General features: G+C 68.4%; 19 protein-coding genes and 1 tRNA gene. 8 read left to right on the forward strand and 12 right to left on the reverse strand.

Going from position 1 to position 15,192, the window contains the following annotated elements; translation table 11 throughout:
- Positions 1 to 146 precede the first annotated feature (146 nt).
- Positions 147 to 491: a hypothetical protein gene (locus tag SSMG_RS28520; RefSeq protein WP_009081750.1), complete on the forward strand. Its 345-nt coding sequence runs from the start codon at positions 147 to 149 to the stop codon at positions 489 to 491.
- 656 nt (positions 492 to 1,147) lie between these two features.
- The gene (locus SSMG_RS47760) at positions 1,148 to 1,591 is read left to right on the forward strand and encodes a tyrosine-type recombinase/integrase (RefSeq protein ID WP_353611805.1); all 444 of its coding nucleotides are present in this window, start codon (positions 1,148 to 1,150) and stop codon (positions 1,589 to 1,591) included.
- A 46-nt stretch (positions 1,592 to 1,637) separates the two neighbouring features.
- Here SSMG_RS47760 and SSMG_RS28530 read toward each other — a convergent pair.
- The 4 genes from SSMG_RS28530 to SSMG_RS45655 all read right to left on the reverse strand — a co-directional run bounded on the left by SSMG_RS28530 (position 1,638) and on the right by SSMG_RS45655 (position 3,661).
- Positions 1,638 to 1,710: transfer RNA gene (locus SSMG_RS28530), tRNA-Lys, on the reverse strand.
- A gap of 113 nt (positions 1,711 to 1,823) precedes the next feature.
- Positions 1,824 to 2,600 (reverse strand): terpene synthase family protein, encoded by a 777-nt coding sequence (locus SSMG_RS47765; RefSeq protein WP_353611777.1) that lies wholly within the window; start codon positions 2,598 to 2,600, stop codon positions 1,824 to 1,826.
- Between the two features lie 168 nt (positions 2,601 to 2,768).
- Positions 2,769 to 3,023: a hypothetical protein gene (locus SSMG_RS28535; RefSeq protein ID WP_158688110.1), complete on the reverse strand. Its 255-nt coding sequence runs from the start codon at positions 3,021 to 3,023 to the stop codon at positions 2,769 to 2,771.
- Between the two features lie 143 nt (positions 3,024 to 3,166).
- Positions 3,167 to 3,661, reverse strand: a complete 495-nt coding sequence (locus SSMG_RS45655; RefSeq protein WP_158688111.1) for a hypothetical protein — start codon at positions 3,659 to 3,661, stop codon at positions 3,167 to 3,169.
- A 604-nt stretch (positions 3,662 to 4,265) separates the two neighbouring features.
- Between SSMG_RS45655 and SSMG_RS28540 the strand changes: the two genes are divergently transcribed.
- Entirely contained in the window at positions 4,266 to 5,666 is a 1,401-nt protein-coding gene (locus SSMG_RS28540; RefSeq protein WP_009081755.1) for a tryptophanase, read from the forward strand.
- Positions 5,667 to 5,713: 47 nt separating this feature from the next.
- The gene (locus tag SSMG_RS28545) at positions 5,714 to 6,745 is read left to right on the forward strand and encodes a methyltransferase (protein ID WP_009081756.1); all 1,032 of its coding nucleotides are present in this window, start codon (positions 5,714 to 5,716) and stop codon (positions 6,743 to 6,745) included.
- A gap of 312 nt (positions 6,746 to 7,057) precedes the next feature.
- On the opposite strand, the gene SSMG_RS28550 is transcribed toward SSMG_RS28545, so the two are convergent.
- The 4 genes from SSMG_RS28550 to SSMG_RS28560 are packed head-to-tail and all read right to left on the reverse strand — an operon-like array spanning position 7,058 to position 9,322.
- Positions 7,058 to 8,047 (reverse strand): FAD-dependent monooxygenase, encoded by a 990-nt coding sequence (locus SSMG_RS28550; RefSeq protein ID WP_199786011.1) that lies wholly within the window; start codon positions 8,045 to 8,047, stop codon positions 7,058 to 7,060.
- On the reverse strand, positions 8,044 to 8,166 hold the full coding sequence (locus tag SSMG_RS46415; protein ID WP_199786012.1) for an FAD-dependent oxidoreductase: 123 nt from the start codon (positions 8,164 to 8,166) through the stop codon (positions 8,044 to 8,046). Before SSMG_RS46415 ends, SSMG_RS28550 begins: the two co-directional genes overlap by 4 nt.
- A complete protein-coding gene (locus SSMG_RS28555; RefSeq protein ID WP_009081760.1) occupies positions 8,163 to 8,663 on the reverse strand; it encodes a nitroreductase family deazaflavin-dependent oxidoreductase in 501 nt (166 codons plus the stop codon). The genes SSMG_RS46415 and SSMG_RS28555 overlap by 4 nt, the downstream gene beginning before the upstream one ends.
- Before the next feature lie 35 nt (positions 8,664 to 8,698).
- A complete protein-coding gene (locus SSMG_RS28560; protein WP_009081761.1) occupies positions 8,699 to 9,322 on the reverse strand; it encodes a TetR/AcrR family transcriptional regulator in 624 nt (207 codons plus the stop codon).
- 235 nt (positions 9,323 to 9,557) lie between these two features.
- Between SSMG_RS28560 and SSMG_RS28565 the strand changes: the two genes are divergently transcribed.
- The 3 genes from SSMG_RS28565 to SSMG_RS46420 are packed head-to-tail and all read left to right on the forward strand — an operon-like array spanning position 9,558 to position 11,457.
- Positions 9,558 to 10,289 carry an alpha/beta fold hydrolase gene (locus SSMG_RS28565; protein ID WP_009081763.1) on the forward strand — a complete coding sequence of 244 codons (732 nt, stop codon included), beginning with the start codon at positions 9,558 to 9,560 and terminating at the stop codon, positions 10,287 to 10,289.
- A gap of 47 nt (positions 10,290 to 10,336) precedes the next feature.
- Positions 10,337 to 11,137, forward strand: a complete 801-nt coding sequence (locus SSMG_RS43025; protein ID WP_009081765.1) for an MBL fold metallo-hydrolase — start codon at positions 10,337 to 10,339, stop codon at positions 11,135 to 11,137.
- Complete coding sequence (locus tag SSMG_RS46420; protein ID WP_050788303.1) at positions 11,089 to 11,457, forward strand: MBL fold metallo-hydrolase; 369 nt, start codon at positions 11,089 to 11,091, stop codon at positions 11,455 to 11,457. The genes SSMG_RS43025 and SSMG_RS46420 overlap by 49 nt, the downstream gene beginning before the upstream one ends.
- An 83-nt stretch (positions 11,458 to 11,540) precedes the next feature.
- On the opposite strand, the gene SSMG_RS43870 is transcribed toward SSMG_RS46420, so the two are convergent.
- Together SSMG_RS43870 and SSMG_RS47255 are read right to left on the reverse strand one after the other, a co-directional pair.
- Positions 11,541 to 12,110: a DUF3558 domain-containing protein gene (locus SSMG_RS43870; protein ID WP_199786013.1), complete on the reverse strand. Its 570-nt coding sequence runs from the start codon at positions 12,108 to 12,110 to the stop codon at positions 11,541 to 11,543.
- A 112-nt stretch (positions 12,111 to 12,222) separates the two neighbouring features.
- Complete coding sequence (locus tag SSMG_RS47255) at positions 12,223 to 12,495, reverse strand: YrhK family protein (protein WP_037715161.1); 273 nt, start codon at positions 12,493 to 12,495, stop codon at positions 12,223 to 12,225.
- A gap of 154 nt (positions 12,496 to 12,649) precedes the next feature.
- Here SSMG_RS47255 and SSMG_RS28585 point away from each other — a divergent pair, with 154 nt between their 5' ends.
- Positions 12,650 to 13,519 (forward strand): class II glutamine amidotransferase, encoded by an 870-nt coding sequence (locus SSMG_RS28585; protein WP_009081772.1) that lies wholly within the window; start codon positions 12,650 to 12,652, stop codon positions 13,517 to 13,519.
- A 136-nt stretch (positions 13,520 to 13,655) separates the two neighbouring features.
- Here the strand turns inward: SSMG_RS28585 and SSMG_RS28590 are convergent, their stop codons facing one another.
- Both SSMG_RS28590 and SSMG_RS28595 read right to left on the reverse strand, forming a co-directional pair.
- Positions 13,656 to 13,988 carry a hypothetical protein gene (locus tag SSMG_RS28590; protein ID WP_009081773.1) on the reverse strand — a complete coding sequence of 111 codons (333 nt, stop codon included), beginning with the start codon at positions 13,986 to 13,988 and terminating at the stop codon, positions 13,656 to 13,658.
- Positions 13,989 to 13,990: 2 nt separating this feature from the next.
- Complete coding sequence (locus SSMG_RS28595) at positions 13,991 to 15,169, reverse strand: CdaR family transcriptional regulator (protein ID WP_009081774.1); 1,179 nt, start codon at positions 15,167 to 15,169, stop codon at positions 13,991 to 13,993.
- Positions 15,170 to 15,192 lie beyond the last annotated feature (23 nt).

Here is a 15,192-nt window from a genome sequence, read left to right on the forward strand (position 1 = left end):
GCGGTGATCTCGCTCCGGCTCGGGCTTCCCCGGGCGCGGGTCGCAGCGCGAGTATCGATGACCTGGACGAGAGGGGAGCGGCGTGCCTGTCGCGAAAGGATCGGTGTTCCGGCGTTGTTCGTGCCGGGACGCGGAAGGGGAAGTCGTTGGGCGGCGAGTGCCCGAAGCTGCGGAACAAGCGGCACGGGCAGTGGTTCTTCCGTATCGAGTTGCCGCCTGATGCGGCGGGCGACCGGCGTCCGCGTCGTCGCGGCGGTTACGAGAGTGCGACGGATGCCGAGACCGGCCTCGGCCGGATCCGGGACTTGCTCGTGATCGCGGAGGAGGACGACGAGGAGACGCTGCGCAAGATCGGCGACCTTGTCGCGCCGGTGATCGCGCGGAAGCAACCGCTGCCGGAGGTGGAGTCGGTGCGGCGGTTGATGCGGGCGGCGCCGGTGCTGGAGCATCCGTTCATGGACGAGGTGTTCGATGCGTTCCTGGCGCGGTAGAAGCGCACGGTGAGCCGGAACATGTACCGCTCGTACGAGTCGCATGTGCGGCTTTATCTTCGGCCGCATCTGGGGAAGGTCCGCCGGGACCGGGTGCGGGTGGGGCATCTGGACGCGATGTTCGAGGCGATCGTGGACCACAACGAGGTGATCGCGGAGTACCGCGCCAGCGGTGATCCGCGCGAAATCGCCGCGGTGAAGCGGCAGCGTCCGGTGGGGCCGTCGTCGCTGCACCGGATCCGGGAGTCGTTGCGGGCGATCTTGAGTCCTGCGGTGAAGGAGGGGTTGCTGTCGGTAAACGTGGCGAAGCTGGTGGAGTTGCCTCCTGCGGTGCGGCCGCGGCCGCGGCTGTGGACTCCGGAACGTGTCGCGCTCTGGCGGGAGACCGGGGAAGTCCCGTATCCGGTGATGGTGTGGACCGGGGAGTTCCTCGGTTCGGCGGTGAATCATCCGCTGTATCCGTTGTTTCATCTGATTGCCTACGCCGGGCTGCGGCGGGACGAGGCTCGCGGTCAGCGCTGTTCGGACACGTTCCTGGACGCGGCGAGCCTGGAGGCGGCGAACCCGATCGGGCAATACGGGCAGGAAACGGGGCAGAGCAAGCCCAAGACCCGTCGTCGGAGGGCGTTGTCGCGCTGGACCCGGACACGGTGCTGGTGCCGCGGGCGCACCTGGCCAGTCAGGACGAGGCGAAGGCGAGGCTCGGCAGCGATTGGGTCGAGAGCGACTTGCTCTTCACGTGCCCTGACGGCAGTCCGCTGCATCCCGCGGACGTCGCGGACGAGTTCGCTCGCCTCATCCGGGAAGCCGGTCTTCCGCCGATCACGTCGTGCGGGCTGCGGCACGGCGCCGCGACGCTGGCGTTGGGAGCGGGGGTGGACATGAAGGTGATCCAGCACATGCTCCGCCACTCCTCGATCAAGGTGACGATGGATCTCTGCCCAACGTCTCCCGGGAAGCCGCCGCCGACGCCGCCCGCGAACTCGCCGGAGCTATCCCCGCAAGACGCGTCTGCACCCAGGGCGCGCTCTCGGGCTTCCCTCGGGCGCGCAGGAGACCACGATGGACAGTCCGCAACCGGAAGAAGTGCTTCCAGATAGCACAAATCCCCAGGTCGAAAACTTTTCGAACCTGGGGGAGTGAGGGTGCGCCATCAGGGACTCGAACCCCGAACCCGCTGGTTAAGAGCCAGCTGCTCTGCCAATTGAGCTAATGGCGCCTGGTGCTTCCGGCCGCCGCAGTTTCCCTCGGCGACGTGGAAAAGATTAGCAGGGCGTTCAGACCCCGTTTCAGGGGGGTCCCCTTTCCGCTCCGCCCGGGCAACAGCCCAGGTCAGCGACGGTGCGGCGGACGCTCCCGTCGGCCCGCCGCCTCCCTCATCCGTCCACCTCGCCGCGCGCAGCCGACAGTGGTGGAGGTGACGGCGACCGCGGAATGGCGCAGTATCCGCTGCACCACCTTCCTCTCCACACCCGCCGCCAGGGCGTGGCCGCGCCGTGGCGGAGAGCGTGCAGCCGGATCGGCGGCAGCCCGGCTTGGCGGGACAGGCCGCAGGACACGTCCGTGACCTGCGCCGGGTGCAACGGGCTGCAGTCCCATCGCGGGAAAGCCAGCTCGCGCCCTTTCCCCTGCGACCCGAGACGCGCCCGGTCCAGGACCTGCACGGCCCAATGAGGGTGCGTTCGCCCACCCGTGCGGAGAACGGCCGCGGTCCCCGGGAGCGGCGAATTGCCTTCGCGGAGAGGTTCGGCCGTGAGAGGCGCAGCAGGTGACGATGTCGCGGAACTGTCCAGGCTGCCGCGCCTCGATCGGCAGGCTCTGGATGTCGTTGGACCAGCACACCGCGCTGCTGGCGTGCATGCGTAACCGGTGAACGGCCGGGTGATGGTTTGCTCGGCGGCGACGGGGCGTTGTTCGCGGTGTCGGACAGGCCCGGCACGGGCCATGCCGCTGGTGTGCCGCCGGATCGTCTCGTCGCCGCCGGCCCTGACGGGATCCGGCTGGAGGCCGTTGAGGATCCGCAGTCCCGCGGTGGCTGCCCAGAGGCGCATGCCGGTCGCGAACCGGTCGAAACGCTCCGGCGACAGCCGTGCGCGCAGACGGCGGCACACGTCCAGCCGCGCCGCCTCGCCATAGGCCGGAGACGTCCGGGTCCGGTCGTGGTCGAGGACATCGATCAGCGCGGTCCGATCGGTCAAGGCAGCGGGGGCGAGAGTGTCGACGCGGTCCGCGAAATGGTCGTCGGCGAGGAAAGCCACCGAAAACAGCGGCTACGACCTACCGTAGCTCGGCATCGGCGTGCGGGCAGCACCGCGCGGCCAGGCAACCGTCGCGGGTGCGGGCGATCCGGTCCCGGCACTCGGCGGTGGGGATAAGTCCGCGGTCTTGTCCCCAGGCGATCATCCTCCGCTCGACCGCAACGACCTCGGGACGGCACGCGCCCGACCGCGGGAACTGAAAGCCGGGAACCTGGATCGCGGCGAGGCCGGCGGACGGTGCGGCGTCGTCCACCGCTGCCTTCCAGTCAGGCACGGAGGCCTCGTGAGTCTCGGTTCGCGGTCGTCGAAATGGACCGCCGGGCAAGCAACGCGCGGCTCGGCAGGGGTGACGCGCTCTGCTCTCGACAGCCCGCATCCGGAGGTTGCGTCGCCGCATCGCGGTGGCTGCCGCGGGGCTCACTCGCTTGTCGCCAACCGGTTCCAGGCGCCACCGGTTGGCGATGGTCGCGGGCGACCCGGTCGAGCCGAACTGATCACCGGGGCATTGCGGGCACCGCCGCCGAAGGGAAGGAAGGCGCCGCGCGGCAGAGTTTCGCGGAACCGGGTCCCGCCGGCCGGGGTGAAAGGTGTCCGGGTCGGCGAACACGCCCGGCCGGTGGTGCATGACGCAGGGGCCGCACCGGAGGTGGTGCCCGCGGGAAGGTGGGCTTGGTCCAGCTGGGTGCCGGCGGTGACGATCCGGGTGAACAGCCACGCCGGTGGGCGCACGGAAACTTCGAGCCCTGGACGAAAGACCGCCAGGCATTGATCGATCAACGCGTTTTCACGGCATGCTGGTGAATTCTGGATACTAGCCCTCTCCCGATTCGTCAACTCGGCCGGCGCCTCGTTCGAGACGTCCACTCGATCAGCCCAGATCCGCAAGATCGGCAGAACCGCGGGGATCTTCATTTCGGCGATCCTTTTGCCTGACGCAAACAAATCCGCGGGGTTGGACGTGCGTCAGGCAAATAGCTCACCTCGAAGGACGCAGGCGGACACAGCCTGGTGACGCCTGTTTTCCAGCTGCCTCATAAATGGAATATTCTCCGGAACCATGCCGTTCGGGGTTGCCGGTTCGACGGACTGGCCGCGCGGACGACGGTGCTTGCGCCGGCCGGGTGGAGATGGACCGGACTTCTTGGCCGCGGTTGACACGCGAGGAGCTCGGCGAGAATAGTGGGATGGAGGCGGAATGAAATGCAGATCGTTTCATTGTCATGGATCACCGTGTTCGCCGCGGCGGTTTCACGGTAGAACGCCGAGGCTCCACCGCGTCGATTGGCATAGCGAAGTGTGCGCAGCGGCAGGATGCGTCGCGGGCGGAGGTTTCTCTCCGAACCGGGCGACGGTCCGGACGAGAGCGCGCAATCGCCCAGTCCATCAAGGACACCGTCTCGTGAACGGGAATGGAGCACGTCGTGCCCGGCACCGCAGGTCGGCACATCGGCGCGGAGGACCGCCGTCGGGTGCGGGACGTGGACCACCGTCACCTAGAGCCACAGGAGTGCAGCCGATGACCGGATACCCCGCCGAACCCTGGCGCATCAAGATGGTCGAGCCGATCACCCGCATCGCCCGCGACGAGCGCGAGGCGGCCGTCCGGAGCGCCGGGTGGAACCCGTGCCTGCTGCGTTCCGAGGACGTCTACGTCGATCTGTTCACCGACTCCGGCACGAACGCCATGTCCGACCGCCAATGGTCGGCGATGCTGACCGGGGACGAGGCCTACGCCGGGGCGCGCAGCTTCTACGCGCTGGAGACGGCGGTCCGGACCTACTACGGATTCGAGCACGTCATCCCGGTGCATCAGGGGCGCGGGGCCGAGAACGTCCTGTCCCGATGCCTCATCCGGCCGGGCACCCACGTGCCGGGCAACATGTACTTCACGACCACCCGCGCGCATCAGGAACTGAACGGGGCGACCTTCCACGACGTCGTCATCGACGAGGCACACGACCCCTGTTCGGAACATCCGTTCAAGGGCAACGTCGATCTGGCGAAGCTGGCAGCGGTCATCCGCGAGTACGGGACGGACGCCATCCCGTACGTGTCCGTCGCCGCGACGGTCAACATGGCCGGCGGACAGCCGATCAGCATGGACAACCTCGCCGAAGTGCGGGAGATGGCCACGCGGCACGGCATCCCGGTGATCCTCGACGCCGCCCGCGCCGTGGAGAACGCGTGGTTCGTCAAACAGCGCGAACCCGGCTGGAGCGGCAAATCGGTCGCGGAGATCCTGCGCGGTATCTGCGCGCTCACCGACGGAGCGGTCATGTCGGCGAAGAAGGACAGCTTCGCCAACATCGGGGGATGGCTCGCCGTCCGTGACCCTGACCTCGCCGAACAAGCCCGCGGTCTGGTGCTGTTGTTCGAGGGCCTGCACACCTACGGCGGCATGTCCGGCCGGGACATGGAGGCCGTGGCCTGCGGCATCGCGGAATCCGTGCAGGAGAGCAGCATCGCCGCGCGCGTCGAACAGGTGGCTTATCTCGGCAACCGCCTGATCGAAGCCGGTGTCCCCGTCGTGCGGCCGATCGGCGGCCACTGCGTGTGCCTCGACGCCTTGGCGGTCCTGCCGCACCTGCCGCGGCAGGAGTTCCCCGGGCAGACCCTCAATGCCGCGCTTTACCTCGAAACCGGCGTCCGGGGCGTGGAGCGCGGTGCGGTCTCCGCAGGACGGGATCCCGTCACCGGCGAAAACCGTTTCCCCGTCCTGGAATTGCTGCGCTTGGCCGTCCCTCGCCGCGTCTACACCCGAAGCCACCTCGACCACGTGGCCGACGGTGTCATCGAACTGCACGCCGACCGTGCTCGCATCGTCAGCGGGCTCCGGTTCACCCACGAGCCGCGGCACCTCCGGTTCTTCCAAGCCCGTTTCGCGCCCGCACGCGGTGACAGCATCTTCGCGGGTTGACGTCTCAGCGGCTCGCACATGGCTCGCCCAAGGGAAGGAGACAGGTGATGATCGAGGACGAGACGACGGTGACGCCCCTGCCCCTGATGGAAATCACGTCCGGGGTATACGCGTTCAAAGTGCTCGCTTTCGCGGACAAGGTCGGACTGTTCATCCGGCTGTCCGGCGGCGGCAGCACGACGGTGGACGACTTCGCGCAGTGGCAAGGCATCCAGCACCGGCCCGCGGAGCTGGTGCTCACCGCCTGCGCTGCACTCGGCCTGCTGAGCCGTGAGAGCGACGGCGGCTATCGCAACACCGCGCTGTCCGAGCAGTACCTCGTGGAGGGCAAACCTGGCTACTTCGGAGCCTGGGTGAAAGTCGTGGACCGGCACGAATACCCGGCATATCAACGATTCGAAGACTCCGTGCGCGGCAACCACCCGACCACCTGGGACCCCGAAAAGCAGGAGTCCCTGTTCGATCCCGACGACGCGGTCATGGTGGAAACCTTCTGGAACGGCATGAATTCGGCGTCCGCCTACGGCGCGGCCCGCCTGGCCGAGGCTGTCGACTTCAGCCCGACGACCCGGTTGCTGGACGTCGGGGGCGGCGGAGCCGCGTTCGCCATCGCGCTGTGCCGGCGCTACCCGCGGTTGCACGTGACGGTGTTCGACCTGCCGTTCGTCTGCGACCTGACCCGCGAACCGGTCGAGAAAGCCGATCTCGCCGACCGGATCGGCTTCGTCGGCGGCGACTTCTTCGCTGATGCCCTGCCACCGGACCACGACGCCCTCCTGCTGTCGAACGTCCTGCACGACTGGAAGGAAGCCGACGTCCGACGGATTCTGGACGTCTGCGCCCGCGCTCTCCCGTCCGGCGGGACACTGCTCGTCTGCGAGTCCTTCGTCGACGACGACAAGACCGGCCCGCCACTGGCCGCGCTCATGAGCCTGAACATGCTGGTCGAAACCTGGGGCCGCAACTACACCGTCGCCGAGTACTCCCAATGGATCCACGACGTCGGCCTCACCGTCACCGGCGTGGAACGCTTCGCCGCGCCTGCTGCCAACGGCGTGCTCATCGCTCGCAAATCCTGACCTGGACGAACGGCGTGGCCGGAACGCTGGGCAGGTGCGGGCCGAATCCCGGTGCGCGTGATGCTGGCGCCGCGTGCCGCGATGACGACCTCGCCGTCGCGGGTTATCACCTCGGCTGGGTCGGCGCTTCGGGAACAGTGCCCGAGCGGCGGTCAGGAGTACCTAAGGCAGCACCAGCGGGCCCAAACCGTCCACAGTGGAGCAATTCGCGACCGCTCGGCTACGGGATCGGCGGCCCGGCACCGCACGTCGAGGCGAGGCCGCGGACGACTGCGGTCTGCTTGCCGGACAGAAACCTGATCAGGAACCGCTTCAGGACGGGCAGCCGGAAAAGCCGCAACGCGACGCGACGGAGCAGCAGTTCTGCTTGCGATCTCGGCAGGAACCACCGTGCGCTCTTGCGCGCGGACGCCTGCTTGTCTGCCACGACCGGACGCCACAACCGTTCGTATTCCTCCAGCGCCTCCCCCATGGTGGCGGCGCGCGCCAACTGTTCGGCCAGCACGGACGCGCCGCCGATCCCAGCGAGGCGCCCATTCCCGCGAGCAGCGAGACGGCGTAACGCGCGTCGCCGACAAGGACGACCCGGCCGCTGCTCCACCGCGGCAGCACGATCTGAGCCACCTGGTCGTAGTAGACCTCGTCGTCCGGCGGGCACGCGTCGAGCACGCGCGGCGCGACCCAGCCGATCCCCCGGTACTCGCGCCGGAGCACGGTGGCCCGTTCACCGGGCAGCGCCGGATCCGCTGCCCGGTGAACGGCGAAGACCGCGACACCGCCGTCACGGAGCCCGTGGCAGCCAAGCCCCGCACCAATGCTGTCGGACAGGCAGAACCGGCCGCGCACCAGCGCCTGCACCTCCGGATCACGGAACGTGTATGCCGCGGTGTGAAAGCCGAGATACCGCAGGAACCCGGATTCCGGACCGAATACCAGCTCGCGGACAGCCGAGTGCACCCCGTCGGCCCCGACCAGCAGATCCGCCTCGTAAGCCGTCCCGTCCGCAGCGCGCACCAGGACGCTGCGCGGACCGTCGGAGACGCCGGTGACCTCGGCGCCGAACCTGAGCTCGACGTCTCCGGGCAGGCTTTCCCGCAGCGCCGACTCGAGGTCCGGCCGCATGATGCTCAGCAGCCGCCCGCCGACCGGCTTGGCGAACGTGTCGTACCGGATCGCCGCACGCTGTCGGCCGGACTTGTCGTAGTAGCCGGCTTCTTTGACGTCGTAAGCGAGTTCGCGCAGCCGAGGGAGAACGCCCATCGCTTCCGCGGCGTCGTAACCCGGCCCCATGAAGTCGATCATGTAGCCCTGCGCCCGGGGGCCGGTGCGCGCTCCAGCACGACGACCTCCCAGCCGTGCCGGGACAGGCAGTGCGCCGCGGCCAGCCCGGCGCTCCCCGCGCCGCACACGACCGCTTTCACGATCCCGCTCCGTCCAAACGCAACTCGACCATCGGCAGCTCGGTGTCTCGTTCGCTGACAGCCGTGCCGAGAGTGTTCTCGAGAATCGTCTTGAACTCGCGCCAGGCTCGCGGATGCTTGTGCACATAGATCGCGAGCGCGGCATCCGCTTCCGCAGTGGACAACTTGCGCGCGGTCGCCGAAGTCAGGCCCCGCGCACCGCTGGCCACCCGCACCCGCGGCTCGGCGGCGAGGTTGCGGTACCACTGCGCCCGGTCGCCGAAGCCGGACGCCACGACGTAAGCGTCCCGGGTCGGACGCCCGAGGACTTCCAGCACGACGTAGCGCCGGGCTCCCGTCTTGCGGCCGACGTGTTCGAGCAGAAGCAGCCGGGAACCGAACAGGAAACCGAGCCGGGCCCGGTAAAGCCAGATCGGTGCGCGCATCAGCCGCCGGTTGCGCAACAGCCTCGCGCCGGCGCGTCCAACGGCGTCCGAAGACGGTGTGGCAGGGGACATCTGCCGACCTCGATTCATTGTCGTGGAAGGATTTCTCAGGCTGGCGCAGCACCGCCCAGGCCGTCGCGGTAGACGGCGAACACTTCGGCACCCCAGCGGCGCATCCCGTCCGTCGACAGCGGGTCGACGCCGAGCACCTCGCGCAGCCGGTCGCGCAAGATCAGCACCGCGAGGTCGTTCACGAGCAAAACGGCCGCACGCACCTCGGGATCCGGGCCCATTTCCGCCATCCCGGCGCTCGACATCACCGCGAGGGCGTCCCGGCTCAGCGCGTACAGCTTGCCGAACAACGCCGACGCCGCCGGCCCGCCGCCCAGCAGCAGCCACCCGAGGTACCCGGGGATGCCAGAGTCCGCCGGGAGGTTGCCGGACACCAGTTCGGCCAGGCTCGGCACTGCGTCCAGGTCGAAGGGACTGTCCCCGCTCGGCGCGACAGCCTCGGCGAGCATCGCCCCGAACACCTGGACCACGTGCTCGTCGACCGCGTCCCGAAGCCCGTCCTTGGACCCGTAATGCCGGATCACCAGGGCCGGCGAGACGCTCGCTGCCGCCGCGACATCGCGGACCGTCACCGCGTCCGGGCCGCGCTCGCCGAACAGCCGCAGTGCCTCGTCGCGGATCCGCGCCTTCGCCGTACGGTCGTCCGGAAGTGAACTCATGTTTATCATGATAAACAGATGTTCACTCTTCTCGCCAGTCCTGCGGAGGATCGCCGCTTGAGGCAAGCCCGCGTGCAGGTGTCGAGGCGAGGATGACCGAACGGTGCCGCCGCATCCGACTGGAGCCTGGCTATGCCCTAGTCGGCATCGAACTGGCCGTAATGGGCATTGGACACCCTTATGCCCCGCGTCACATGCTGATCCTCCGCATTACCACCAGCGAAAGGCGGCTTCTGTGACCGCACCGTACGTCCTCGTGCACGGCGCCTGGCACACCGGCGACCATTGGGAATCGATCGCCGCCCGGTTGCGGGCGGCTGGTCACACCGTGCACACCCCCACCGTCGCGGGTTTCGGAGAGGGCGCGAAACCGGGGGTTACCCACGCGGACGGGGTCGATTCGATCGTGCGTTATATCGCCGATCGCGGACTGCACGACTTCGTATTGGTCGGCCACAGCTTCGGCGGAACCATCATTTCCAAGGTGGCCGAGGCGATGCCGGAGCGCATCCGCAGGTTGGTGTATTGGAACGCTTTCGTGCTCGCCAACGGAAACAGCATCAATGACGAGTCGCCGGCCGCCTACCGCGAGATGGTGCTCGGGTTGGCGGTGGACGGCATGTTCTCGTTGCCGTGGCCGGTGTGGCGCGACGCGTTCCTCAACGACGCCGACGAGCCTACGGCCCGCGCCGCGTTCGACACGTTGTGCCCCACGCCGGTGACGATGCTCGAGGACAAACTGGACCTCGCCAAGTTCTACGAGCTGATCGCCGCGGGCCGGCTGCGGTGTTCCTATCTCAACTGCACCGAGGACATCGCGATGCCGCATGGCGAATTCGCGTGGCACCCGCGCTTTTCCTCGCGCCTCGGGCTGTGCCGGATCGTGCAGATGCCCGGAAGTCACGAAGTTCTCTTCACCAACCCGGACGCCTTGGCGGCGAAGATCATCGAAGCCGGCCGCGACTGAATGATCGCCCCACTTCCCGACGATTTCCCTTTCCCAGGAGCGCCCGCATGTGTCCTGTTCCCGATTCGGCGGATGCCGCCGCGTCCTCTTCGGTCACCCGCCGGTCGCTCATCGGCGGGCTGGGCGCTATCGCGGCTTCGCTCGGCGTGGCAGCCGCCGGCGGCCCAGCTGTTCAGTCTGCGGCAGCTTCGCCCGCCCGGTCCCGGCTGGAGGTGCTCCTGCTGGGCACTCAAGCAGGGCCGCCGGTGTCGCCGGACCGGAGCGGGATCGCCACGGCACTGGTGGTGGACGGGCGTACCTACCTCGTCGACTGCGGCCGCGGCGCGACCACCCAGTTCGTCCGGGCCGGGTTGAAGTTCCGGACGCTCGAAGCCATTTTCCTCACTCATTTACACGCCGACCATGTCGCCGACTACTACAACTTCTTCCTTCTCGGCGGCAGTGTGCCGGTCTACGAACGGGACAATGTGGCGCAGCCGGTCAAGGTATACGGGCCCGGGCCGGCAGGCGGCGTGCCGCCGAAGTTCGGGGGCGGCGAGGCGCCCACGGTGTGCCCGGAGCAACCCACGCCGGGAACCGCTGACCTGACGCAGCGCTGTCACGAGGCGTACGCCTACAGCAGCAACGTTTTCTTGCGCGACATGGGAATCGCGGACATCCGGACGCTGAGCGACGTCCGCGAGATCGCGCTTCCCGAGGTGGGGGCTGACTTCCGCCGTACGCACCCTGCCATGCGACCGTTCCTGGTTATGGAGGACGACCACGTCCGGGTCACCGCGACGCTCGTACCCATGGGCCGGTGTTCCCCTCCTTCGCGTTCCGCTTCGACACCCGCTACGGCGCGGTGACGTTCTCCGGCGACACCACCTACAGCGACAACCTCCTCGCTCTCGCCGCGGACTCGGATCTGCTGCTTCACGAGGCCGTCAACATCGAAGGCATGAACCTCAGCCCGGTGTTCCGCGACCACCTGCTGGAGTCGCATGTGGAAGTGCAGAAAGTCGGCGGAATCGCGGAAAGCGCCGGAGCCAAGCGCCTCGTGCTCACGCATCTGGGCAGCGCGGACGGCTCGCGGATCAATCCGGCACAGTGGAGGAAATGGGCCCAGCGCGGGTACCGGGGTGCGGTCACCGTGGGCGAAGACTTGCAGCGGATCGTGGTGGCCTGATGACGCGCGGCCGCTCATCCAGGTAGCTGAATCGCCTTGGCATAAACGTTCCATCGCACCTGACCGCCACGGAGCAGGCCGTCTCACTGTCCGCCTTGCATGGTCGACAGGACAGCTTTGGTCACGTTCGTGGCCGCAGTCGTGGCGTTGCTGCCGGGCGTGCCTTGGATCAGCACCAGCATCTCGGTGTGCTCCGACACGCCGACCAGCATGGTCGCCTGCCCTTGGCTGCGGCGATCCGCGGTGTTGGCCAGCACGGCTGGAAAACCGCTTACGACAGTCGGCTCGAAGTAGCCGTCTTTGTAGTAGCCGGACGCGTTTTGCCGGTAGGCGTTCGTCAGGCCGTTCTTCACCGTGGTCAGAAACGTCGCGCTGACGGCCGTGTACCCGTCGCTGAACCGCCACCCGCAACCGACGGAGCTGGACGTCTTGTCAGCCCCGGGCTGGCTCAGCTGCAACGCGGACAGCTGCGCCGGCGTCAGCATGCTGCACGGATCCGCGAGGAACTTGTCCACGTTGACTGGCGCGGGAACCTTCGGGGCTTCCACGTTCTCGTTCCCCGGCGAGGGCGAACCGTCCTGAACAGCGCTGGACGGCAGCGGGATCGCCGTCCCCTGCGTCAGTTCGGAGCATCCGCTGACCGCGACAGCCACCACGCCTGCGATAACGGCCGGCGCAACACGAAATCGAGAGAAAATCACAGACACCCCATGAAGATATTCCATCCGCAGGGGACTTTCCTCCCTGGTGCCGCACGCCGCACCTTCACCGACCGCCCGTTGCGTCCGGCGAGTGACCGGCTCGTGTCGGATGTTCCCCCGGCGCACCATTCAGCCGGTGCCGCTCGTGAATATAGACCGCCTGTCCGATCGCGCCCAGCATCATCCCGAGGGAACCGATGATGAACAGCCAGATCGCGAGCAATTCAGTCGAGGCCGAAAGGAACAACACGCTCCCCACGAAGAAGATCACGTTGCCGAGCACGCCGACGACGAGATGGATCGTGGGGAACTCCCGGACGAAAGACTTGACGTTCACGTCGCTCCTCCCGGCACGCGACAACAGGGGCACTCCCCTGCGGCTACCCGTCTGAGCCGCGAGCAGACCGTCGGCAAGGCCACGTCTTCGCGAGGGTTCAGGCCGATTCCCCCGGGTAACCAGGGATCTGAACCGCGTCGGGAAAGGGGGCGGCATGTGCCGTCTGTTTGGTCTGTCCGCTGCCCCGCAGCGCGTGCCCGCCACGTTTTGGCTGCTCGAAGCACCTGACAGCCTCGCGGCCCAGAGCCGGCGCGAACCGGACGGGACCGGGCTCGGCGTCTTCGACGAGCACGGCGCGCCGCAGGTGTGGAAACAGCCATTGGCGGCGTATGCGGACAAACAGTTCGCCTGCGAGGCCAAGGAATGCGAATCGACGACCTTCCTCGCCCACATCCGTTACGCCTCGACCGGCGGACTCGACCCGGCCAACACGCATCCTTTCCTCCAGCACGGCCGGTTGTTCGCCCACAACGGCGTCATCGGCGATTTGTCCCGCCTGGAAGACCGGCTTGGCGAGTATCGGGACCTCGTCCAAGGCGACACCGATTCCGAACGGTTCTTCGCCCTGGTCACGAAGGAAATCGACGAGCATCACGGCGACGTGAGCGCGGGAATCGCCGCCGCCGCGCGGTGGGCCGCCCTGAATCTGCCGGTTTACGCGATCAACCTCATCCTCACCACGCCGGACGAGCTCTGGGCGTTGCGCTACCCCGACACCCACGACCTCTACGTCCTGCAGCGCTGCCCCGGCGGCCCGCACGGCGATCGGCACCTCGAACACGCGAGCGCCGCGGGCCGGATCCGGGCTCGGTCCGGCGAACTCAGCCGCCACCGGGCCGTCGTTGTCGCCAGCGAGCGCATGGACGAAGATCCTGGCTGGCAGAACCTCCGGCCTGGCGAGCTGCTGCACGTCGGCGCGGATCTGACCGCGACGCGCCGGATCGTGCTCGACCAGGCACCGCGGCATCCGTTGACCCTCGATGACCTCGGTACCCATGCTGCGGCGTCCCAGCAAGGTCAGTGACTTGCCGCGAAGGCGTGCTCGACGACGTGCCCGTGCACGACGAACTGGGGCTCGTCCGCCAGCAGGCGTTCCTACCGCGAGCGCGGAGTGCCCAGGTCCCGTCCGAAGGTGGTGTCCAGGCGGACCGGCGGAGTGGTCATAGCAGGTCCGCCTCGTCCGGGACGACCTCGCAGGTGCGTTCGCGGTCCAGCGGCGCCGACATCGACGTGACCGTTCCGGTGCCGCACCCGCGCCACGCCACCGTGATGCCCTGCGGCTCGTCACGGCTCGAGATCGGGCCTTTCGCGGCGGTTTCGACCGGACCGACGTGATAGGTGCGGATGTCGTCCTGGCCGGTGCCGTCGACCCGGGTCACCTCGTAGGCGAAGATCGCGACCCGCTGTCCGGCGGCCGGGAAATCCGGCGGCCACGGGTTGTCGAAGAGGCCGCCGTTCGGGGTGCCGAGGGTTTTCGCGGTGATCTGGTTCATGGTCAATCCCTTGGAGAGTGGGCGGAAGTGTCGATGCGCAGCGCTTGCATCGCGGTGACCAGCTCGGCCAGGTCCCGGGGGTCGGTCAGCGACCGGTTGGTGAGTTCCCGGATCCGCCGGAGCCGGTAGCGGACGGTGTTGGCGTGGCAGTGCAAGGTCTGGCCGGCGCGTTCGGAGGAACCGCCCTCGGCGAAGTAGGCCTCGAGAGTCTCCAGCAGCAGGTCGCGTTCGTCGGCGGGCAAATCCAGGACCGGGCCGAAGACCTGGTCGCCGAGCCGTCGTCCTTCGTCGGGGTCATAGGCGACGAGGGCGGCCAGCGGGCTGGGGTCGAATGCGCGGACTTCGGCGCGTTCCGGCGAGGCACTGGCCAGCGCGGTCCGCGCCAGGTGCAACGCACGCGGGGTGTCGGACAGCGACGGGTACAGCGGACTGACTCCGGTGCGGGTCAACGCGACCTCGGTGAGCACGCTCAGCAGGGCGCCGTATTGCTCTTCCGGCAACGAAACCAGCCCGGCCTGCAAGACCGGAGTGAGCTGCCACGCCGACACCATGCCGAGCTGCCCGAGCCGCCGTTCGATGCCAGGCAGGCTCTCCTCGGCGAGCCCGCGCGTCTCGGCCGCGACGACGGCGAGTTTCCCTTCCGGCGCAAGGCCGAGCAGCCGTCCGGCTTCCCACGGTCCGGCTCCGGAGAGGCGCTGGCCGGTGAACAACGCCTCGACCAGCGCGGAGCGACGGCGTTGCTGGGCGACGAGAAGTTCCGCACTCGCCGTCCGGTACGCCTCGGTCACGCGCACCGCGTGCTCGTCGGTGACCTGCCAGAGCAGGCTGGCGACATCGATCAGCGCGTCCGCGGCACCGGTCTCGCGGGCGTGGGCGGCCAGCAGCTCCCACAGCATCGCGCAGCCGATCCGGTACACCTGCAGCACTTCCGGCAGCGGCGCGCCCTGGTGCGCGCGCCGGCTGCCGGTCTCCTGCGGCGCACCCTGATCCGGGTCTTCGACCCCGCCGAGCGCGTCGACCAGGAACCGCACGTTGACCGCGATCGAGCGGTGCAGGTCCGCGCGCGGGACGATCTTTTCGTCCCGGTAGAGGTCGATCCGCTCGCACGCCGCCGTGCAGATGTCGTCGATCAGTCGCGGCAGGCGCGGCTGGACCCACTCGGCGAGCCCGCCAGCAGTCATCGGCCCGCCCGCGAGGCCGCGCC

The sequence above is a fragment of the Streptomyces sp. AA4 genome (assembly GCF_000158875.1).
Lineage (GTDB): Bacteria > Actinomycetota > Actinomycetes > Mycobacteriales > Pseudonocardiaceae > Amycolatopsis.